The organism is Microbulbifer maximicatervae (SeqCode), from assembly GCF_052467305.1.
The window spans coordinates 2782787-2803780 of record NZ_CP174306.1; the positions used below are offsets into that span (position 1 = coordinate 2782787).

General features: G+C 54.2%; 19 protein-coding genes and 1 tRNA gene. 5 read left to right on the top strand and 15 right to left on the bottom strand.

Annotated features, from left to right (window positions below):
• Window positions 1-17: 17 nt before the first annotated feature.
• Window positions 18-94, bottom strand: a tRNA-Pro gene (locus tag ACJJI4_RS12255).
• Between the two features lie 340 nt (window positions 95-434).
• Here ACJJI4_RS12255 and folD point away from each other — a divergent pair.
• From folD to ACJJI4_RS12270, 3 genes are read left to right on the top strand one after another with little or no spacing between them, the layout of a single operon-like run.
• Complete coding sequence (gene folD, locus ACJJI4_RS12260) at window positions 435-1280, top strand: bifunctional methylenetetrahydrofolate dehydrogenase/methenyltetrahydrofolate cyclohydrolase FolD (protein ID WP_282932201.1); 846 nt, start codon at window positions 435-437, stop codon at window positions 1278-1280.
• The gene (gene rsuA, locus ACJJI4_RS12265; RefSeq protein WP_444911082.1) at window positions 1261-1977 is read left to right on the top strand and encodes a 16S rRNA pseudouridine(516) synthase RsuA; all 717 of its coding nucleotides are present in this window, start codon (window positions 1261-1263) and stop codon (window positions 1975-1977) included. The genes folD and rsuA overlap by 20 nt, the downstream gene beginning before the upstream one ends.
• Before the next feature lie 8 nt (window positions 1978-1985).
• Window positions 1986-3002, top strand: coding sequence for a class I SAM-dependent methyltransferase (locus ACJJI4_RS12270; RefSeq protein ID WP_444925325.1), 1017 nt, complete (start codon window positions 1986-1988; stop codon window positions 3000-3002).
• Between the two features lie 49 nt (window positions 3003-3051).
• On the opposite strand, the gene ACJJI4_RS12275 is transcribed toward ACJJI4_RS12270, so the two are convergent.
• The 11 genes from ACJJI4_RS12275 to ACJJI4_RS12325 all read right to left on the bottom strand — a co-directional run bounded on the left by ACJJI4_RS12275 (window position 3052) and on the right by ACJJI4_RS12325 (window position 16304).
• Entirely contained in the window at window positions 3052-3507 is a 456-nt protein-coding gene (locus ACJJI4_RS12275) for a hypothetical protein (protein WP_282932198.1), read from the bottom strand.
• A 126-nt stretch (window positions 3508-3633) separates the two neighbouring features.
• A complete protein-coding gene (locus tag ACJJI4_RS12280; protein WP_444925326.1) occupies window positions 3634-4380 on the bottom strand; it encodes a spermidine synthase in 747 nt (248 codons plus the stop codon).
• Window positions 4380-4853: a free L-methionine (R)-S-oxide reductase MsrC gene (gene msrC, locus ACJJI4_RS12285; RefSeq protein ID WP_444925327.1), complete on the bottom strand. Its 474-nt coding sequence runs from the start codon at window positions 4851-4853 to the stop codon at window positions 4380-4382. Before msrC ends, ACJJI4_RS12280 begins: the two co-directional genes overlap by 1 nt.
• Before the next feature lie 131 nt (window positions 4854-4984).
• Window positions 4985-5446 carry a hypothetical protein gene (locus ACJJI4_RS12290; RefSeq protein ID WP_108735279.1) on the bottom strand — a complete coding sequence of 154 codons (462 nt, stop codon included), beginning with the start codon at window positions 5444-5446 and terminating at the stop codon, window positions 4985-4987.
• Between the two features lie 168 nt (window positions 5447-5614).
• A complete protein-coding gene (locus ACJJI4_RS12295; RefSeq protein WP_282932195.1) occupies window positions 5615-6817 on the bottom strand; it encodes a Wadjet anti-phage system protein JetD domain-containing protein in 1203 nt (400 codons plus the stop codon).
• Window positions 6818-6859: 42 nt separating this feature from the next.
• The gene (locus tag ACJJI4_RS12300; RefSeq protein WP_444925328.1) at window positions 6860-10507 is read right to left on the bottom strand and encodes an ATP-binding protein; all 3648 of its coding nucleotides are present in this window, start codon (window positions 10505-10507) and stop codon (window positions 6860-6862) included.
• Window positions 10508-10663: 156 nt separating this feature from the next.
• Window positions 10664-11428, bottom strand: a complete 765-nt coding sequence (locus ACJJI4_RS12305; RefSeq protein ID WP_444925329.1) for a DUF4194 domain-containing protein — start codon at window positions 11426-11428, stop codon at window positions 10664-10666.
• Window positions 11421-12848 carry a Wadjet anti-phage system protein JetA family protein gene (locus tag ACJJI4_RS12310; RefSeq protein WP_444925330.1) on the bottom strand — a complete coding sequence of 476 codons (1428 nt, stop codon included), beginning with the start codon at window positions 12846-12848 and terminating at the stop codon, window positions 11421-11423. Before ACJJI4_RS12310 ends, ACJJI4_RS12305 begins: the two co-directional genes overlap by 8 nt.
• Window positions 12849-12863: 15 nt before the next feature.
• Entirely contained in the window at window positions 12864-13052 is a 189-nt protein-coding gene (locus ACJJI4_RS12315; RefSeq protein ID WP_108733723.1) for a DUF3012 domain-containing protein, read from the bottom strand.
• Window positions 13053-13166: 114 nt separating this feature from the next.
• On the bottom strand, window positions 13167-14543 hold the full coding sequence (gene cysS / locus ACJJI4_RS12320; RefSeq protein WP_444911090.1) for a cysteine--tRNA ligase: 1377 nt from the start codon (window positions 14541-14543) through the stop codon (window positions 13167-13169).
• An 87-nt stretch (window positions 14544-14630) separates the two neighbouring features.
• Window positions 14631-16304, bottom strand: coding sequence for a glutamine--tRNA ligase/YqeY domain fusion protein (locus ACJJI4_RS12325; protein ID WP_413662529.1), 1674 nt, complete (start codon window positions 16302-16304; stop codon window positions 14631-14633).
• Between the two features lie 213 nt (window positions 16305-16517).
• Here ACJJI4_RS12325 and ACJJI4_RS12330 point away from each other — a divergent pair, with 213 nt between their 5' ends.
• Entirely contained in the window at window positions 16518-17027 is a 510-nt protein-coding gene (locus tag ACJJI4_RS12330; protein WP_108733726.1) for a peptidylprolyl isomerase, read from the top strand.
• Between the two features lie 35 nt (window positions 17028-17062).
• Window positions 17063-17788: a UDP-2,3-diacylglucosamine diphosphatase gene (locus tag ACJJI4_RS12335; protein ID WP_444925331.1), complete on the top strand. Its 726-nt coding sequence runs from the start codon at window positions 17063-17065 to the stop codon at window positions 17786-17788.
• Here ACJJI4_RS12335 and ACJJI4_RS12340 read toward each other — a convergent pair.
• From ACJJI4_RS12340 to ACJJI4_RS12350, 3 genes are read right to left on the bottom strand one after another with little or no spacing between them, the layout of a single operon-like run.
• The gene (locus tag ACJJI4_RS12340) at window positions 17785-18726 is read right to left on the bottom strand and encodes an NAD-dependent epimerase/dehydratase family protein (protein ID WP_444925332.1); all 942 of its coding nucleotides are present in this window, start codon (window positions 18724-18726) and stop codon (window positions 17785-17787) included. The two genes, ACJJI4_RS12335 and ACJJI4_RS12340, sit on opposite strands and share 4 nt — an antisense overlap.
• A 24-nt stretch (window positions 18727-18750) precedes the next feature.
• Window positions 18751-19551 (bottom strand): glycosyltransferase, encoded by an 801-nt coding sequence (locus tag ACJJI4_RS12345; RefSeq protein ID WP_444925333.1) that lies wholly within the window; start codon window positions 19549-19551, stop codon window positions 18751-18753.
• 34 nt (window positions 19552-19585) lie between these two features.
• Window positions 19586-20890 (bottom strand): condensation domain-containing protein, encoded by a 1305-nt coding sequence (locus tag ACJJI4_RS12350; protein WP_444925334.1) that lies wholly within the window; start codon window positions 20888-20890, stop codon window positions 19586-19588.
• Between the last annotated feature and the right edge of the window lie 104 nt (window positions 20891-20994).

Sequence of the window (20994 nt, forward strand, 5' to 3'; positions counted from 1 at the left end):
AGGTGAACCCGGAAAATTGGTCGGGGCAGAGGGATTCGAACCCCCGACATCCTGCTCCCAAAGCAGGCGCGCTACCAGACTGCGCTATGCCCCGTTTTTCCAATCATTCGCACCTCTTTGACCCTGTTAACCGCCCCGTAGGTGGTTGTGTAAGTCGCTGTAGCTGCGAAGTGCGTGCATAGTAATGATACCCCCGGCCCATGTCAACGCTTCTAAGCTATTATTTTTAAAGAAGTTTATCCTTTTGCCTATCTGGGCCCAGAAGTGGCGAAATTATTTCCAACCTGTGCGAAAATGGCGCACTTCGCGAATCCGACCGGATAAAAAGTAAGCGTTTTTAAAAATCGCCTGCTTCCGCCCTTCTATATAAAGTAGGTGCTGAAGCAGATTCCGGTCTATTAGCCATCGATTTTTTACTGTTAGAGATAGTATCTATGTCTGCACTGGTTCTGGACGGCAAGGCCCTGGCACAGAAAACTGAAGAGGAACTCTCGGCTCGGGTAGCCGTACTAAAGGAAAAGAGTGGTGGCCAAACGCCAATCCTGGCGACCATTCTGGTAGGTGATGACCCCGCCTCCGCCACTTACGTAAAGATGAAGGGCAATGCCTGCCGCCGAATTGGCATGGACTCCCTCCAGGTGGAACTGCCCTCCTCCACCACCACTGAGCAGCTGCTCGCCAAGATCGAAGAACTCAACTCCAACCCCAACGTCCACGGCATTTTACTCCAGCACCCGGTACCGGCGCAGATCGATGAGCGCGCTTGTTTTGATGCGATCAGCCTGGAAAAAGATGTAGACGGTGTAACCTGCCTGGGCTTTGGCCGTATGGCAATGGGAGAAGAGGCTTACGGCTGCGCGACTCCTAAAGGAATTATGCGCCTGTTGGAGGCCTACAATATTGAATTGGAAGGCAAGCACGCTGTGGTTGTGGGTCGCAGCCCCATTTTGGGTAAGCCGATGGCGGCCATGTTGTTGAATGCCAATGCCACCGTGACTATCTGCCACTCCCGCACCCAAGACCTGGCCGAGCATATCCGCCGCGCCGATATCGTAGTGGGCGCCGTGGGCAAGCCTGAGTTTATCAAGGCCGAGTGGATTAAGGATGGCGCTGTGGTTGTGGATGCCGGTTACCACCCCGGCGGTGTCGGCGATATCGAGCTGGGCCCACTGACCGAACGCGCTGCAGCTTACACCCCGGTACCCGGTGGCGTTGGTCCCATGACCATCAATACCCTGATCTATCAATCTGTCGATTCCGGTGAACGTAAAATTGGCTAACCTGATTCGTCTGGATAAAGCGGTCAGCCAGGTCACCGACCTCTCCCGCACTGATGTAAAGCGCGCCGCCTGGGCGGGGCGCATTACCGTCAATGGTGAGGTGGTCACCAATGCGGCCACCAAAATACAAGTCAGTGATGAGTTGTGCCTGGATGATGAGCCCCTGCACGAGCCGGGGCCCCGCTACATTATGTTGAACAAGCCCCTGGGCTATGTCAGTGCCACCAAAGATGGCGAGCACCCTACGGTGCTGGACCTGATTGATGAGCCTAACAAGGAAAAGCTGCATATTGCCGGGCGTCTGGATATTGATACCACCGGCCTGGTGCTGCTTACCGATGACGGCCAGTGGTCCCACAAGGTGACCTCCCCCAACCACCATTGCGACAAGACCTACTACGCTCTGTTGGCCGAGAAAATTGAGGAAGATGCCGTGGCCAAGCTTGCCAAGGGTGTCTGGCTCAATAATGAAAAGAAGAGAACCAAGCCTGCCAAGCTGGAGATCCTCTTTGCCAACGAAGTGCGCATCACCATCGGTGAGGGGCGCTATCATCAGGTGAAGCGTATGTTTGCGGCCCTGGGCAACAAGGTATTGGAGTTGCACCGGGAAAAGATCGGCGAAATCATCTTGGATGAAGAACTTCAGGAAGGTGATTACCGCCTCCTGACCCCTGAAGAAATTGCCTCTATCAATTAAAAAAAGATATGTCAGCCCTTCTACATCAGGAACTTATCCAGGCCCCAGAGGAAACACTGTGGATCGCCGATGAAAACAGCAAACCCCTCTTACACCAGGAGGGGTTTCATTTTGCCGGAGATTTAATCAGTAACCGCTGGGATATTGCCGAACTCGCCGAAAATACGGTGAAGCGGAGCTTCTTCAACGATTTCCACTTTGAAGAACTGGACCGCAAATACCGCCGTATTGTTTACACCGTTTCGAAAGAGAAGGCCGTAGTTCACCATATTATTGATTGTGCACCCCACTTCCTCGGTGAAGGTGGCGAGTTGGTTCTGCTGGGTGAAAAGCAAAGCGGAATCAAAAGCTACGCTGCGAAAGTAGCCGAGCGCCTGGGCACTGCCAAGCACTTGCAAAAAAACGGCAACGACTACCTGAGCAGTAATGTTGTCGCTCACGAGGACACCGGCAATCCAATCGGTGAGCTTCAGTATGCCCAGTTACAAAAGCTGCTCGAGCTTGGCGACCTCTACTCCAAGCCGGGATTGTTCGGCTGGAACAAAATCGATAAAGGCAGTGCCCTACTCGCCCAGCAATTAACGACGGAGTTGCCACAGGACGGTTCTCGTATTGTTGATCTCGGTTGTGGTTATGGCTACCTGAGTATGCAATTAGCCGCTCTGGGTAAATATCATTTTACCGCTACGGATAATAACGCCGCTGCTCTATTGGCCTGCCGCAAGAATTTTACCGAACAGGGAGTCGAAGGCATCGTTGTGCCCTCTGATGCTGGCTCTGAGCTGGAGAGTGAAATCGCCGATCTGGTGCTGTGCAACCCACCTTTCCACCAGGGCTTTCAGGTGGAGGGGGATTTGACCGATCGCTTTCTGCAACAGAGTGCACGGATTCTCCGAGATTCCGGCGCTGCGATTTTTGTGGTGAATGAATTTATTCCCCTGGCGAAAAAAGGGCCCCGCTATTTTTCCCAGGTGGATTTGATCACCAAAGAGCAAGGATTTTGCGTATACCGACTGCGCCCCTAAGAGCTGGGGGCGCAGACCGGCAGCAGTCGCCTGGAAACAGGATTAAAGGCTAGTAATCACGCAAATTAAATAAGTTCATCGACAGCGTATGCTCTTCCAACTCTTCGAGTTGTCGCAATCGTTCGAATGCATCCCGTGCCGATGGGGTTTCAGCGCCCTGGGCAAGATCCCGATATTGATCGGCCAGGTAGATCTCGATATCCATGGCCAACTTGGCAATCTGTTCCAAGTCTTCAATATCAATGCCGCGCAAGCGCTGCAAAAATTCTTTCTCTCGCCCTTCCGGGGCAAACTGCACCCAGGTATGCAGGGCTCCAGGGGGCAGGTCTGCATGGAAATTTTCCAGTGAGTGCTTCATGGAATCTTCCCGTCGTCGCAGCTGATCCAGCAGCAACTCGACCCGTTCATTGGTGGCAAGCTGCTCATACTCTTCGTACTGCAGCGCCAACTTGGCATGAAAATCCCTTCCTTCCTGAATCACTTCCTCAACAGTTTTGTACCGCATCAATCGATCCCGGCAGAACACTTCGCTCACCTTGAGTATAGTCACGAGGTGACAAAGGGCGCCAATGAATATCACTATTAAAGTGACAGGGATTTTAGGGGCCAGCCTCTGTGGGGGTTGTCGGGATCAGCGAAGCTGGCTCATGCGGAAATCCAGGCGCCGATTGGGGTTGGCGGGATTGATCTTTTCTGGGGCCCTGGCCGCCAGCTCACCTTTGCGCAGAGTTCTTCTGCTCACTGCCAGGATATGATTCTCGTACTGGGGCATATAGGCCATCCAGGCACCGCCGAGTCGATCGCGCATAGCTTTGTCGCGCCAAGCGCTGTTCTGTAGCTCGGGCCTATCCCCAAAGTTGCTGACCAGCACGCCATCTTTATGAAGCAGGCGCATCAGGCTGGAGCACCAGAATTTATCAGCGGGTACCGCTCGCTGCGCTACGCCGTCGCAGTGCCCAAATAAGTCGTCGATCACCAGGTCGAAAGTGCTGTGAGAGGGTCGCTTCAAGTGGTCGCGTACAAAGTCACAGGCATCAGCACACACCAGCTCGACATCACGCACGCCAAAGAAGCGACGGGCAATATCCAGGTGCACCGGGTCCAAATCTACGCCGACAATACGCTTAGCGGAGGTGAACGCCTGCAAAAGGCGAATCAGGGCACCACCACCGACGCCGAGTACCAATACCGAATTCAAGCGCTCTTCAGGGAGGAAAAATGCCGGTAGCAGCAATAACTCCCAAAGGGAGCCTTTGAGCGGATCGCGGGGATTCCACTGAGAGTGGAAAACCCCGTTGCTGTAGAGGCGCACACTGGCGCCATGGTTGCGCACCTGGTAACAGGTGTCGTCAACCTGCTTTTGCCAAAGCAGCGCCATCAGCTCGCCGGGAGGTCTGAGGACTTGAGCAATACCCGGGCAAATTCCTGTAGGCCCGCCAGGTCTTCCGCGCTAAAGCGCGCCACACTGGGGCTATCGATATCCAGCACTCCCAGGCAACGACCCGCGTCATCATACAGTGGCACCACCACCTCTGAGGCCGACACGGCATCGCAAGCGATGTGGCCGGGGAACTGATGCACATCGTCTACCAATTGGGATTCACCGGTCGAAACAGCAGTGCCGCAAACACCAGCGCCCACAGGAATCCGGGTACAGGCGGGCTTGCCCTGGAAGGGCCCCAAACGCAATTCATCACCGTAGAGGAAATAGAAGCCGGCCCAGTTGATATCCTCCAGCTCCATAAACAACAGCGCACTGGCATTGGCGGTGTTGGCCAGCCAGTCGCGCTCCGCAGAAAGCAATCCTTCCAACTGCCCATTTAAGGTGGTGTAAAACTTGTTCAGCGACATACCTAACGCCCCTTGCCCACTTATAATTTCAAATCGTGTCAGCTAAAACTGGCAAACCCGCAAAACAGTATCCTGCGGGAGGCAGGTATTTTGCGGGCTTTGGCGAGGGAATCAATATGCTGCGTGCAAAATTACTGGTAGGGGTCGACTACTGCAGGTTCTTCACCGGTCTCACCGCGATACTCATCGGCATCTACAGTTGGGCGAGACCACTCGCTTTCATCATTGTTGCTACGAGTGTTCGATTGGATAGCTGGCGGCGCGCTGGTAACGTCTGACTGCATCAGGTTGCGCGACTTTTCAAAGCGGTCTTCCACTTTTGGCTTGGGCGCAACTTGTGCGGAGTTGCCGCTACCTTCGCGGCGAATGCGGTTGGCCATAGCACTGAGATTAGGGCGGCGGCGCTCCGCAAGCTTCACGGCTTCCAATTCACTATTCAGGCGGTTGATCTCCGCCTGTAAATCACCCATCTGCGCTTGAAGTTCAGTAATCTGGGTCAACACGCCTTTTACTTTACGGCTTTCCTTTTCGTACATCACAGCGGCGCCGCCAAAGGCCAACGCAAAAATGACCAGGATGGAAAACTGACGCATAGCAAACTCCGGAAACTGCACTTGTTATTCTGAGGGGCATTTTTACAGCATATTTTTTCTATCTTCCGAGAAATTGCGCATAAAAAACAAGTTCAAACGCCCGCCGACGCCTTGATAGTCACCATTCCATAAAAACGAACAATTAAAATTTATCGGATAGCGACATATTCACACTAATGTCCCAGCCAGCTCCCCAATCTCAACCGCCTCCTGATCCACATAGCGATTGCTGTCTGAAATTGCTGGCAGCAGAGTGCTATCTGCATATTGGCAACCAATCGCTTGCACCAGCTTTTGCCCCACCTTTTCCGCCTGCTCTGGAGCATGGGCTTTTCCCGTGCGCAGAAAATGCAGTAACAGATCGTAGCCCGGGCGCCAGCACTGCAAGTCGGGAAAGCTCTTTCTCAGCGCTGCGGCAATCCGCAATCCTTCATAGTCCAGATCCCCCCAGAAAAATGTTGGAACCGTTCGGGACTCCCCATCGTGCCACCAGCTTAGGAATTGCTGCCGGATATTTTCACTAACCACATTAATAGTGCTGAAGCGAACCCTCTCCCCATTGCGAATCCTTTCTGCGCCTCCCTGGTAGCCCTCGCTATAAACCAGTGCTGCACGACTGGGTTGCAGCTCCGCCAGGCTAATAAAAGTGTCCTGGTTTTCGATAAAAATGACCTGCTCAAATTGCCTGGGCAGGTAGGCGTGAAGTAAAAGCTGGCGCTCCTGAATTTTACGGCTCAGGTCAGGATAGAGATTGCGCACCAGAGATTGACGGCTGGGTAATTCCAGGTATTTGGAATCCCCTTTAAAGCAGCGCGCGGCTAATTGTCGCCAGGAAATTTCATCGGCAAAGATCAGCTCTTTGCCGACGGACACCCAGCAAGCGATAATTTCTTCGACGGAATCAAACCCCGGTTGGAGCTCCAAGCCTTCGAGGGGAAAAGCAGAGGGATTTTCAAAGCGATCGACATAGGGCTCCAGCAGGCTGGTCCAGGCGGATTGGCGAACGGTGGGGGATGGGCGATTGAGCCACAGGCGCAGCTGTTCCTCGCTGGCATCCCGAAAAATCAATTGGGCCCCTTGCCACTCGGCAATACCCGGCCGCCTTTTCGGATTCGGTTTTACCGTAAAACACTGATATTCCCGCGCAAAGTGCTGCAATTCATTCCACAGCTCCTGCTCGTCTTGATCGGGGTCCCTGAGGGGCTCCAACACTTCCAGCCAGCGCTTACTGCCAGCGCGCAAATCCAGCCTGAAACTAATGCGGGCTTCCTTGCCGCGTTCCAGCTGGCTGTCCCGCCGATCCAGAATAAAATTCAGGATGCCGATTAACAGCGGGTTTTCCTCTACCCAATAGGGCAATGTCTTTTCCATCGGTTGCCTCCCTGCCAATGGAGGGGTTTCCCCCGAAAATACCTATCCCTCTACTTCTACCAGGTCCATAAAATCCAGCGATGCCTGTTGGCGAATCGTGCGGCGGTGGTTGGCCCAGAGTTCGGCGATACGCTCCTGGTTGCACACCTTGCGATCAACATACACTCGGGTATTCAGCTGGCCGATGGGCTTGGCACTGGGGCACTTGCTGAATACAAACTGATTCGAGATCAGGTCCATAAAAGGCCCGGATTTACTGCTGGGCATAATAAACAGCAGCTGTAGCCCCAGGGTTTCAGTCAGGTAACGGATCACTTCCTTGGAGCGGGACTCATCCATTTTGGAGAAGGCCTCATCCACCAGCACCATTTGCAAATGGCTTCCGCTTTCACCAAAGCGGAAGGCCGAAGTGACCGCTGCGGAGCGGATAATATAAGCCGGCGTTTCCAGCTGACCGCCGGAACCGGTGCCGTACTGGCTGAGCGCAATCGGCTCCTTGCCTTCCGGTTCCTTATAGATCTCATAGCTGCGGTAGTTGCGATAGTCGCTGATCCGATCCAGCTCGCGCCGCGCTACCTGCTCGTCTTCACTCAGCAGCATACTCAACAGGCGATCCCGCACCTTGCGGTGCTTGGGCGCCAAGTCCGTGTCGAACAGGCTCTGCTCTTCACCCAGATTCGGCAGTTCAATTACCGCCTTAAAGAAGCTCCAGTACTCCTTGAATTCCGCCACCCACTGGTAGTCAAAACGGAAGCGCTCGCGGTCGGCGCCAAAGCGGTGGTGTTCCAGCTCTTTGTTCAGATCATCCAACACGCGCTTACCATCGTTAATGGACTGGTAAATAGCGTGGCACAAGTGGGTTACAAAAGTGGTGTTAAAGGATTTTTTCAATCCCAGCAATTGATCGTGGCGCTCCACCAGCAGGTTGTTCTTCAGGCGGTTGCGCAGGGTCTCTACCTGATCGCCGAGACCGCTGATCAACTTGAACAGGTTGTCTTTATGGCCGCCACTCAAGTCTGGCTCAAATACCAGGGTATCGACGCTGGCACAGGTGGCGTTGTACTCCATCACCGCGCGATCCAACTGGCGACTGTATTTCTCCAGCTGTCCCTGCCAACTTTCGATATCCGCTGAGAAGTCGAAGTTGTCTGCTGCGCGCTCTACCTGCTCGTCGGCAGTAACCAGCACTTGCTCGGCATCAAAAGTCGGATCGATGGCGGTAATACGCCTTACCATTTCCTCGCTGTCACTGGCGGCATCGTCCAGGGATTCCAGCTCGCCAGACAGCGCGTATAAGAGTTTTTCGTTGCTTCTTAGCTTGGTCTCCAGAGAGCCATGCTTGCGCTGGAGGTCCGACAGCTGCTTTTGCTGATCTTTGAGCTGGGCCTTGAGTTCATCGACCTGCTGCTCGAACTGCTCGAAGTCCTTCAGGTCCAGGTTTTCCAGGGCGCGCTCGGCACTGCGCCATTCTCGCTGGGCCGCCAGGGCGGTATCCACAATGGACAACAGTTTGATATTCGCCAGTCCGCGCACCGCGTTGGTAACGCGACGGTAGAGCTGGTGGCGCTCGTTGACGTGGGCGGCCTCTTCCAGCAACTGCTCCATAGCGCGCTGCTGCGCCGCCAGTGCGCGAGCACGGGCGCCCTGGCCGAATACCAGCTCGGCATCGTCCATATCGCAGCGCCACATGCTGTAGTTGCCACTGGCCATACCGTCGGCAGTCAGGCCCCGGCGGGTGCCCCGCAGCTCGTGTTCATCCTCCACCTGAACCACGGCACCGTAAGAGGCGCGCAAATAGTGCTCGGCAGTTTTATGGGTGAACTCCATCAGTTCGATAATGGAGCCCGACGGCGTATCCAGGCGCTCCGCATCGCGGCGGGCTTTGTCCCCCTGGATCACACGGGCGCGGTTGTTGCGCCCGGGCAGGCCTCGCACGATACGAATCGCGCGGGCCTCGTGTTCCGGCTCCACGATAATTGAGAAGCGCGCGCCGCCCAGATAGCCTTCAATCGCCATCTGCCAGCGCTCATCCAGCACTTCCACATAATCACACAGGACGCGGGGCTCCGCCTCCGGGCACTGCTCGCGAATTGCGGCCAGGGCCACTTCTACCGATTGGGGGTAGCGCACGCGATTGGCCTGGAGATGCTGAATGCGACTCTCTTGGGTGCGCAGCTGCTTTTGCAGTTGCTGCACTTTTTGCTCCCAGCGGGAGGCCTGCTGGGCAATCTGCTCTTTGGGGGAAACCTCATCACTGGCGCCAGCTTTACCACTGCTATCCAGCAGGTCGAAGAGGCGGTTCTGTAGGGCCTCACTGCTGGCGGCACGCTCGCGCAGTGGCTCCAGTGCGGCCAGATCGATCCAGTCCTTGCCCAGCAACTTGTGCAAATCCGGCAGGTCTTCCTCGCGGGCTACCTGCTTGATCGCCTGCACCAGTGCCTTATCGGCGAAGGCGGGAATTTCCAGCTCGGCGGAGGTGGAGTTGAGCAGGTTTAATAATTCTTCGGCGGCCTCACGGTTCTCGCGCCAGCGGGCCTCTTCGGCAGACATGGGGGTGTGCTGCTGGGACAGTAGGCTCAGGGCATTGTTAATGCGCTGTTCCAGTTCGTCCTTATTGCGCAGCGCATCGATACCCAGGCGCTGGGCTTGAAGCTCTACCAGCTGACCATTGAGTTGCTCGACGCGTTCGGAGGCGACACGCACTTCGCGCTCGTTGTTATCCAGATCACTGCGCAGTTTTTTCTGGTCGTTCTTGCCGCTCAGATAACTCTTTTGTACCCGCTGCTGGCGGTGGCGTGCGCACAAATATTCCTGCACCCGCAACTGCAACCACTGCTCCCGGTAGAGCCCTACCGACTGGGCGATGACCTCCAGGGAACTGACCCGCTCCACAATCTGGCGGGCTTCCTGCTCCATGCTGTGAATGGTTTTCATCAGCTCGGATACGGAGCGGATGGCATCACCCAGATCGCGTTTTTCCAACACTTCCTGGGCGACAAAATCGTTGATGCTTTTTACCGGCTTATAGGCCATAAAATTGGCAAAAGTGCGCGCTGCGTGCATGGCCTCGCGATCGGAGACCGCATCGCGGCGTCCGCGCAGGGCACCGTAAAGGCGGCGCAGGTAGGCCTTTTTCTTGTCGTATTGCTCGACTTTTTCGAACTGCTTGCTCAGGACCTGATTGAATTTATCCAGCGGCAGCAGGTGTTTGCCATCGGTGTAATCCCGGACAAAATCCCCCATCACCAACTGTTCGCCGGGGAATACGAAAAAGCGCAAATCACTTTGGCGGGCCTGGGCGGGTTTACTGCTGTTATCCAGGTGCGCGCGAATCCCCATCACTGCGGTAAAAGGCTCAGCATCGTCTTCACCGCTGGTGGGATGGAAAATACCGGCGATGTAACAGTCGGTGGGCTCGACACGGGCATAACTACCGTCGTCACAACCCAGTACATAGGAAGCTAGCGTCCGCACCTGCTTGCCACCGCGCCCGCGCTGGGTGGTTTCATCCTGCCCCGGGTTAAAAGTAAACAGGGTGTCGTGGGCGGCTGTCATCAATGTCTGGATAGCATCGGCCGCCGTGGTTTTACCGGAACCGTTGCCACCGGAAAACAGGTTGATCGGGCCGAAATCATATTCCAACTGCGGGATATTGCCCCAGTTAATCAGGATCAGTTTTTTTAGGAACATAGTCTTTTCAAAAAAACGGTCTTTTCAAAAGCAGGGTCTTTTTTGCAGGCGGGAAGCCGACACCCTTCTCCGAGGCTCCCGGGCGCGATTTACGCAAACCCGGGCGGTCGAATGTTTTCGATTTTTTATAGCCGCTAGTGCGGCCTCTATTTTCAACTAGGAAGCGGCTTCACTCTCGAACAGGCTGTTATCTTCGACTTCTGGAGTGATGCGTTCGAGCGCTTGCTCTTCTTCTGCTTCTTCAGCCTGATCAATTTCATCAGCTTGAGTGGTCCCGCTCTCCACTGCGGGCGGGACTTCGCTGTCGATCAGCTGGTGCAATACCGACTCGCTGACAAAGTGAGCGATGGTCGGGCGCACGCGCAGCCAGACTTCCGCACTGGTCTCCACTTCTTCACTGCTGAACTGCACCAAACGCAGCTGGCGCAATTTCTTCAGCAGGTTTTTACGCTCGGCGTGCTTATCTGGCAGGGACATTTTCAGCAGGTTGCGCATGCCCAGTTCCAGGGCTTCCATCGATAGCGCGGCACAGCCGCTCTCATCCACCTGCCCTTCCCGCAGCGCTTTATCGTATTCCACGCGCAGGGCGAGAATCGCTGCCACTTCCTGTTGGCTGAGGCGGGCGCGGAAGCCGCCGTGGTGCGGCTCTTCCTGATCCGGCAGACCCGGCACTTCGGCGCCGGGTGGATACACGCGAATAAACTGGAAACGGCTGTCGTGCTGCAAACGCAACCCCAGCGGGGCCAACCACTCGCGCACCAGCTGCTCACAGCGCTGAAACCGATCGTAAAGGGTGGTTTCAATTACGCTTTCATCCCGGCAGATAACGCCGTAATCCAACAGGCGCACCAGCAGCTCGGAAAATTCGCTGCGGTTCAGGCGACACTGTGCCAGGGCCTCTTCCAAAGCCTGTTCAATCACTGTTTTTCAGCTCCAGAATATATTCGTCAAATTCGGTGAAATAGTCATTGCTGGCGATTTCACCGGTAAATTTCACCTGCAGGTCGGCGGCTCCGCTCTGGTTCACCGCCGCCGCTTCGATCACATGGCTCATAGCGAGCAGGTCACGCGCATCGCGCAATGGCAGGTTGCGGCTGTTGATCTGGCGGCCGGTGCCGAGGGCATCACTCAGATAATCGCGCAGGTTACTGTTGTTGAAATTAAACGCCTGGTCGAGCAGCTGTTGCAGCTCGATCTCGCGGCGGTTCTCTTCACCGATGGGAGTTTCATCTTCGACCCGGGTATTTACCGGTTGGCGGCGATTGCGCTGCCACAGCTGGGTTTGTTTGGGGTCAAACAGGCGCAGCTGGAAGCCACCTAACTGTTCACCCAGCTGCTCGAGAATTTGTGTTTTTTGCTGGCTTTCACCGAGGCGCTGGCACAGGTCGGCAAATTCACCTTCGGCCTGGCTGTGCAGGTAGCTGAGCTGGCGGATAATAATATCCGCACGCTTGGTAAAGCCCTGTAGTGCGCGGCGCAAAGCGGGCAACTTCACCTCACAGGCGCGGCGCATGCGGTCTTCGATGGTATCGAGCATCAGCCACAGCAGGGAGTGGCCCGGTTGCATCAACTCCGGCAGCAGTTGGCGCAGGCGCTTCTCCCACTCCGCTTTCTGCATATCCTCCTTGCGGCGAATGCAGTCAATCACCCGGTTGATGGAATCGCGATGTTTTTCTACGCTGTCCGCAGACAGACGGATAGCCAGGTCCGGTTGGAAGCGGCTCTCCATAAAGGAGAAAAACTCATCGGTGGCCTGCTGCACCAACAATTGAGCCTCCACTTCCCGCACCATTTCCCGCTTGCGCTCTTCCAGCTCGGCGATCATATCAGTGAAATCCGCCACGATACGCTCGGAGTATTCCCAGGCATCGATCAAGTCGTGTATTTCACCTCGGCTGGCAAAGGCTTCCAGGGCATTTAAGGTGTTGCGGGTATTGCGGTGGCGGGTGCGCACGCGGGTGCCATTCACTTCCACTAGCGGCTGAGTGAAAAGGCGGCCCCGGCGGCTAAACGGATAGGTGGCGGTGAGCGTGGCGCTGTCTACCTGCTTCTCCAGCCAACCGAACTCCACCAGGCTGTTCAGTACCCAGACGGCCTGATCGCGCAGGTTGCGGAAGCGGCCCTCGGGGTCCTGCACTCCATCCTCGCTATCGAGCTGCGGCGCGCGGGTCAGGGCCTCGGCAAAAATTTCCAGAATCTGCTCCCGCAGCAAAGACTCACCGTAGTCAGCCTTGGCGGTGTACAGACGCTCATACAAAAGACGCAAGCACTCAACCACCTGTTCGCGGTATTTACCGGTCAGCGGGCGGAAGAAGTGTTGGTAGGAATCGACGAAGAACAACGACTATAGGCCCGCTTATTCCTCTTCCGGCTTTTGGTTGAAGACACAATATTTTGTGTAGTCGCGGGTATCGTCAAAAGTCCACTGCCCTTTGGGAATGCCATCCATTTTCTCGCACCAGGCATCGGAACCCCGTTTGGGCTCACAGCCGGTCAGTGCGATAAGGGCGATCACAGCGCTGGTCAGGACAAATACTTTTTTCATGGTTCGCTTCTACAAATGAAATTCGAATTTCACTTCCCCGGCGGCCGCAATGTGCCAAACCGGGGAAAATCTATCGGTGTCTCAAGTCTATCCGTGTCTCGGGGTGGGACCGCGCTATTCGCGGCGCCACTTGGTCCCTTCGCGGCTATCCTCAAGCACCACACCTTTGGATTTTAACTCTTCGCGAATCTCATCGGCGCGGGCAAAGTCACGGTTCTTCTTGCTTTGTGCGCGCTCTTCGATCAGTGCTTCAACTTCTTCGGCAGAAATACCTTCATCTCCACCACGGGCCTGTTTGAACCAGGCTTCCGGGTCTTGCTGGAGAATGCCCAGCATATCTGCAGCGGCCAGTAGCAAGCCTTTCAGGCGCGCTTTATCCACCTCATCGGCTTTGTTCAAATCGCGGGCAATCTGGTGCAATTCGCTGATGGCGATCGGCGTATTCAGATCGTCTTCCAACGCCCTGATAAAGGCGGTGTCATTAAGATCTGCCGCTTCAGCCTCAACCGCTTCCGTTTCACGCAGTGCGCCATAGAGAGTATCCAGGGTGCGCCATGCCTGATCCAGCAAATCAGCACTGAAATTCAGCTCAGAGCGATAGTGGGCAGACAGCAGTGCGAAACGCAGCACTTCACCGGGGTATTGGCTCAGCAGGTCTTTGACCATGCGGAAGTTGCCCAGGGATTTGGACATCTTTTCGCCATTGATATTTACATAGCCGTTGTGCATCCAGTAGCGCACAAAATCCACACCATTGGCGCAACAGCTCTGGGCGCGCTCGTTTTCGTGGTGGGGGAAGGTCAGGTCGCGACCGCCGCCATGGATATCGATAGTGTCACCCAGGTGCTTCTTGATCATGGCCGAGCACTCCAAGTGCCAACCCGGGCGCCCACGGCCCCATGGGCTGTCCCAGCCGGGCTCATCATCGGCGGACGGCTTCCACAATACGAAGTCACCGGCGTACTTTTTGTAAGGCGCCACTTCCACCCGCGCACCGGCGAGCATATCGTCGAGGGAGCGCTTGGACAGCTGGCCGTACTCCTGCATGGATTCCACGGCGAACAGCACATGGCCCTCAGCGGCGTAGGCGTGACCTTTCTCCAGCAGGCTTTCGATCATCGCGATCATTTCCGGCAAGTGCTGGGTGGCGTAGGGGACGATATCCGGCTCCAGGTTATTGAGCGCGGCCATATCCTCGTAGTAGGCCTGGGCATAGCGCGCCGACAGCACGCCGATTTCCTCTCCGTTATCCCGCGCGGTCTTCATGATTTTGTCGTCAATATCGGTGATATTGCGCGCGTAAATCACATCGCTGAAATTTCTTTTGAGTACCCGGTACAGGGTGTCAAACACCACCACAGGGCGGGCATTGCCAATATGCACGCGGTTGTACACAGTGGGGCCACACACATACATGCGCACCTGATCTTCCACCAGTGGTACGAAGGGTTCTTTCTTCCCGGAAAACGTGTTGTAGACCTGTAGAGACATCTTTTCTCTCGAATTCTTTTTGCTGTGTGGCTGGGCCAGTCATTGACCCAGCCGCGAAAACTGCCGCTCGGGCAGCTCTCCGCTTTGCTATTTGTTTTGCTCTTTGGCCCAGCTGTCGCGCAGACCAATGGTGCGGTTAAACACCGGCGCTTCTGCGCTGCCGTACTTACTGTCGCGACAGAAGTAGCCGTTGCGCTCGAACTGGTAGCCCTGCTCCGGCTCCGCCTTGGCCAGGCCAATCTCGGCCTTACAGCCTTTGAGGACTTGCAGGTTGTCCGGGTTTACGCAGTCGAGGAAGTTCTTACCGCCGGCATCCGGCGCCGCATCATTGAACAGGCGATCGTAGAGGCGCACTTCGCAATCGACATTGTTGTCCGCAGATACCCAGTGAATCACGCCCTTTGGCTTAACGCCGTCGGCCGGGTCTTTGCCCAGGGTGTCCAGATCAACCGAGCAGATCACTTCAATAATTTCACCGGCATCGTTCTTCACGACTTCTTCAGCAAAGATCACATAGGCGTTGCGCAGGCGAACTTTTTTGCCCAGCACCAGACGCTTGTACTTCTTGTTGGCCTCTTCGCGGAAATCCTCTTTCTCAATATAGAGAGTGCGGCCAAAAGGAAGTTCACGGGCCGGCAGATCATCGCGCACCGGGTGGCCGGGTGCTGACAGCATCTCTTCCTGGCCTTCCGGGTAATTTTTCAGGGTAATCTTCAAAGGCTCCATCACGCACATGGCGCGCGGTGCATTTTTATCCAGATCGTCGCGAATGCTGTATTCCAGCATGCCCACATCGACAACTGAGTCGGAGCGGGTTACACCGATCATCTCGCAGAAGTTGCGAATGGAAGCCGGGGTAAAGCCGCGACGGCGCATACCGGACAGGGTCGGCATGCGGGGATCATCCCAGCCGTCTACATGGCCTTCGTCTACCAGCTGCTTGAGCTTGCGCTTGGACACCACGGTGTAGTTGAGGTGCAGGCGTGCAAATTCGTACTGACGCGGGCGCGAAGGCACCGGCAGGTTCTCAATCAGCCAATCGTACAGCGGCTTGTGATCTTCAAACTCCAGGGTACAGATGGAGTGGCTGATACCCTCAATCGCATCACACTGTCCGTGAGCGAAATCATAGCTGGGGTAAATACACCACTTATCACCAGTCTGGTGGTGGGCCATCTTTTTGATGCGGTAGATGATCGGGTCGCGCAGGTTAATATTCGGCGCGGCCATATCGATCTTGGCGCGCAAGCTGCACTGGCCCTCTTCCATTTCACCGTTGCGCATCTTTTCAAACAGCGCCAGGTTTTCCTCGACAGAGCGATCGCGGAAGGGGCTGTTTTTGCCCGGCTCTTTCAGCGTGCCACGATAGTGACGCGCTTCTTCTGCGGACAGGTCGCAGACGTAGGCCTTGCCATCTTTAATCAGGTGCAGCGCCCACTCGTACAATTGATCAAAATTATCCGAGGAGTACTTCGCCTCGCCATTCCACTCAAAACCGAGCCAGGAGACATCGCGCTTTATCGCATCGACAAACTCTTCCTCTTCCTTGGCCGGGTTGGTGTCGTCAAAGCGTAAATTACAGGTGCCACCGAATTCCTGCGCCAGACCAAAATTCAGACAGATGGACTTGGCGTGGCCAATATGCAGGTAGCCGTTGGGCTCCGGCGGGAAGCGGGTCGCAATCTGCGTAACCCGGCCCTCAGTCAGATCTTCACGGATAAGGTTCTGTAAAAAGTGAGCTGGCTTGCTCTCGGATGTCATAGGATTCTCTTAATTTACAGCTGTGCGAACGTAAACGGCGAATTATAACCTACTTGAGAGACAGAATATCGAATTTGAAGGAACGCTTTTCATAGAAATTCACTGCAAGCGTTTGATTTTTGTGCAATTGACACAGATATTCCGACACAGCATTTTACAGCTACAGACTACAAGGTATCATGCCGCCCCAAATCAACCCTCATAGGACATTTTATGATCACCCTTCACACAACCCATGGAGATATAGCCATCGAATTGGATTTCGAAAAGGCACCCAAGACTGCTGCCAACTTTTTGCAGTACTGCCGTGACGATTTCTATACCGGCACTGTCTTCCACCGGGTGATCAACAACTTTATGATCCAAGGTGGCGGCATGACTCCGGACATGCAACAGAAGGAAACCCGCGACTCCATCGAAAACGAAGCCAACAATGGCTTGAAGAACGACACTGGCACCCTGGCCATGGCCCGCACTATGGACCCGCATTCCGCCAGCTCCCAGTTCTTTATCAATGTTAAGGACAACGATTTCCTGAACTTCCGCAGCGAAGATTCTCAGGGTTGGGGTTACTGCGTATTTGGTAAGGTTGTCGACGGCATGGACGTGGTCAACAAAATTAAAGACGTTAAAACCGGCAGCAAAGGCTTCCACCAGGACGTACCCCTGGAGACTATCGAAATCACCGGTATCAGCATCTCTGACGCCTACGCCGATAAGTAATTCCACGGGTCAGTACCGACTCTAAGGCGGGGACATTGTCTACTTATTTTATTTCTGACTTGCACCTCGACGAAAAACGCCCGGATATTACCCGGGCGTTTTTTGATTTCCTGCACGGGCGAGCTGCCGGTGCTGAGGCGCTATATATTCTCGGCGACTTTTTTGAGGCGTGGATTGGCGACGACGACGATGCCCCGCTGGTCCGCGAAGTGATTGGCGAGTTAAGCCGCTATAGCGGTACCGGCGTAGAGCTGTACCTGATGCACGGCAATCGAGATTTCCTGCTGGGTACCGACTTCGCCCAGCGCGCGGGAGCCACTTTACTTCAGGACCCAACTGCGTTGTCCCTCGGTAATGAGCGCGTGTTGCTTATGCACGGCGACAGCCTTTGCACCCTCGACAAAGAGTATATGGCGTTCCGCCGCCAGGCCCGGGACCCCAAGTGGCAACAAGAGCTATTGGCCAAGTCCCTACAGGAGCGCCGCGCTATTGCCGCGCAGATTCGTATGGCATCCAAGAGTATGAACAGCCGCAAGGCCGAAGACATAATGGATGTAACCCAGGAAGAAGTGGAGCGGGTGATGCTTGAGCACAATGTGCTTCGACTGATCCACGGCCACACCCACCGGCCCGCCCGCCACACGTTGACGATCAACGGTGAACCGGCGGAGCGTATTGTGCTGGGAGACTGGGATAAGAATGCCTGGTGCCTGAAAGCGGACAAAGACTCACTGGAGTTGATTCACTGGCCGATCGGCTAGGAGCCGGCGTTTTGGATGAGGCTCTGCTGTTGCTGCACAGCCTCTACCAATTCCCCAAGCGTCTCCCGCAGACGCTGCACACCCCCAAATTGAAAACCTTTCCCCTGTAAATAAGCGCAATCCATCACTGCCGGCGGTTTCACTTGTGGCTGGGGAGGTAGCGGTCCCTGCTGTCCGGATATCGATCTTAGAATCTTCACCAACTCGCGACTGCTAACCAGGCAATCACTACAGTTTACTGCCCGCCCCCGGGCATCTTCGTGGTCCAGTAAAAGCTCTACCGCCCGCGCCACATCTTCTCCGTGCACTTCCGTTGAAAGCCGGGAATTTAAATAGGCTTCCCCAGATATCACTGCTCGAGCGATGTCATACCACTTGCTACGACTTAACGGACTCACCAGCCCGTAAACTCCAGTTAAGCGCAATGAAACCGCATGCCAGCCACGCTGATACGCCCAAGCAGACAGCATGGCTTCCACAGCCGCTTTATAGCCGCCGTAGAAAGTATCCGGCTGAACAACCTGCTCCTCGCGTAAAGAGCCGCTCAACTTTCCAGTGGCATAAACGGCACGACTGGAAATAAACACAAATTTTTTTACCTTCGCTGCATAGGCGAATCGGATTAATGCCAGGGTTTGATTGAGGTTTACATGTAAAAAACCCTCAAGATCTTCCCCTTCCCCATTTCGATAGCGCCCGGGAAGATGCTCGAAAGCCGCATGCACCACCACATCCAGATTGCTGGCGAATGTCTGTAGTGTTGTATCAGAAGTAATATCCCCGACGCTCCACGCCAATCTGGGTGAAGCAATACTGCGAAAAAGAGCTGCACTTTCCTCCCTGCGCAGTAATGCTCGCACTTCACAGCCCTGCCGTAAAAAATGCCTGACTAGAAATTGCCCCACATAGCCACTCGCACCAGTTATCCCTATTCTCACAATTCCCTCTCTCGATTTTATTTTCTAAGCACGGGCTAACTCATCCAGATCAACGGCGATATCTCGCCCTTCGTAAACCGCCCACCACAAGTCGATCAGGGGCTTGAGCTTTTCAACTTTTGAGTGCTGTTTTTGCCAGGGTTTTTCATATTGGTAGTGAATGACATGAATACTGTCCCACTGCCACAGCTGCGGTAAATTCAGGTAGAGGTATTGCAAGGCGTTATAGATATAAGGCAGGCCGTGCCAACGAGGAAAAAAGGACTGCAAAAATGTCTGGTCTGTGCGTCGCCAGAAAACCCCTGGTCGATCCAGTTGCTCAAGCATTTTTTGGTAAGTCGCTTCACTCGGTACCGCAGTAAACAATCCCGAATTCATACGATGAAATCCATCCAAGTCTTCGTAAAGATTGGGAGCTGCGCAAAATTCCGGGTAATTCATCAAGTGGTCAATATTGCGCAATACCAGGGTGTCCGCATCCAGGAAAACAAGCTTATCGAATTGGGTCAATTGCCACAGTGCCAATTTGCAAAAGTTATTCAGTGGGTCATGGAAAGCGGGCTTACTACCCTTGTCAAAGGGCGCGCGCCGGTGCAAAGAATCGCGTTTATGGCGGCGGATAAACTCATCGGAAAAACGAGGCGTATAAACTTCTTTTATCTTGCAGCCCGCCGCTTCCAATGGCGCTGGATTACAACTGTTCGGTGGCACCATACAAATTAACGGATAGGCACTGGCCGTACGATCCAATGAGTGTTTCAGTGCCTGCGCACCTATCACATAATCAGGACTATTAACCAGGGTCACAAAGGCACATCTTGACATAACAATTGGCTCTACAGTCCCTATACAGCGTTATTTACAGCGGCGGTAGAATATCTTCAGGTCCGCACAATAATCTGTCACACCAGCGACTTACCATTGCTTCTACTTGTTTTTGTTCAAAGCAATTTTCATTGTAGATAAAGCTCGAGCGCAACTGCTTCCCAAAGACGGTAATAGATAGATAGATGCCATATGGCGTTAAGCGCGTCGCCAGAGGGACAATGCGAATCTTCAAGTGGTCATCCAATTTGACCCAGTCAGAAGTTTCACCGGTATAAACCGCAAAAAAACCTTCCCGATGCTCCTCTGTTTGCAGGAAAGTCACCAAGTAGCAATGGGATGCATCGAGGTGATGGCCAATCAGGCCGTGGGGCCCAATTGCATCAGCAGCATAAACCGTGCGCATGGCATACTTTATCTCCGCAGACAGGCGCGTGAGCTTCTCCTGCCAGGATTCATCCCTACAAACCATCAGGTTGACATACCGGCACATAGGGCCAAACACTTCCCGATACTCCCTCTTAAGCCGAAGGGATAAATTGCCATTCATCCAAAAAGAGTGAGGTATGAATTCACATAAAACCTGCTGAAATGCGGCTGTCAGATAGGCGAAGAGACTCACATTCTCCGAGCTGGCCAATGCCTTTATCTGCTCCAGCTCAATCTCATCTATGTGCTGGATTACTTCACTACAAATAACCGAGGTCTCTTCCGGTTGGGGCAACTGCTCTATCTCATCTTTTTGGGATTGCAACTTTTGCTGCCAAAGATTTCGCGCCTTATCCCCCCTCGGCGATCTCAGATAGGTATTTTCATAATTCACATAATCAGCAAAGTCTGCAGTTTCCACCCTAGGTTGATAATCCTTACCCTTCACACTATCCAAATAGTGAGTCAAGGATTCAGACCAGAGGAGTGACAAGCTAATCCCATCGGCAATTATGTGGTGACACTTGGTCAAGAAAATGTATTCATCCTCTCCACTGCGAAGAACACTGAGCCCCAACAATTGGTCCTGCGTCAAATCCATTGGCGAGCTGCCAAATTGACGCAAAAAGCTCTCGAAGTGAGCATCACTTAAGTGGCGGATGTCGATATAGTCCAGTTCAATATCTACAAAGGAGCGAACAGCCGGCTCCCCGCTATAACGACAGCGAAAAATCGGATAGGTATTTACCACCTCTGAAATAGACTTCTTAAACAGTTCAACATCGAATTCTCCTTTGAAAACCATGGCGCGGGTAATCAGGTCGACCAGATCCTTGCGGTGATGCAAATCATAAATACGCTGCTCAGTGATCGATAGGGGGACCTGAGTCGATAAACTCCAACCGGCCATTCTGGCCTCCAAAAATCATTTGCCCGACACAAGATCACTAATGAGTCTGATAAAACTGCACAAGATCATCGGGAACGTTACTTTTAGAATATACAAAACAGTGA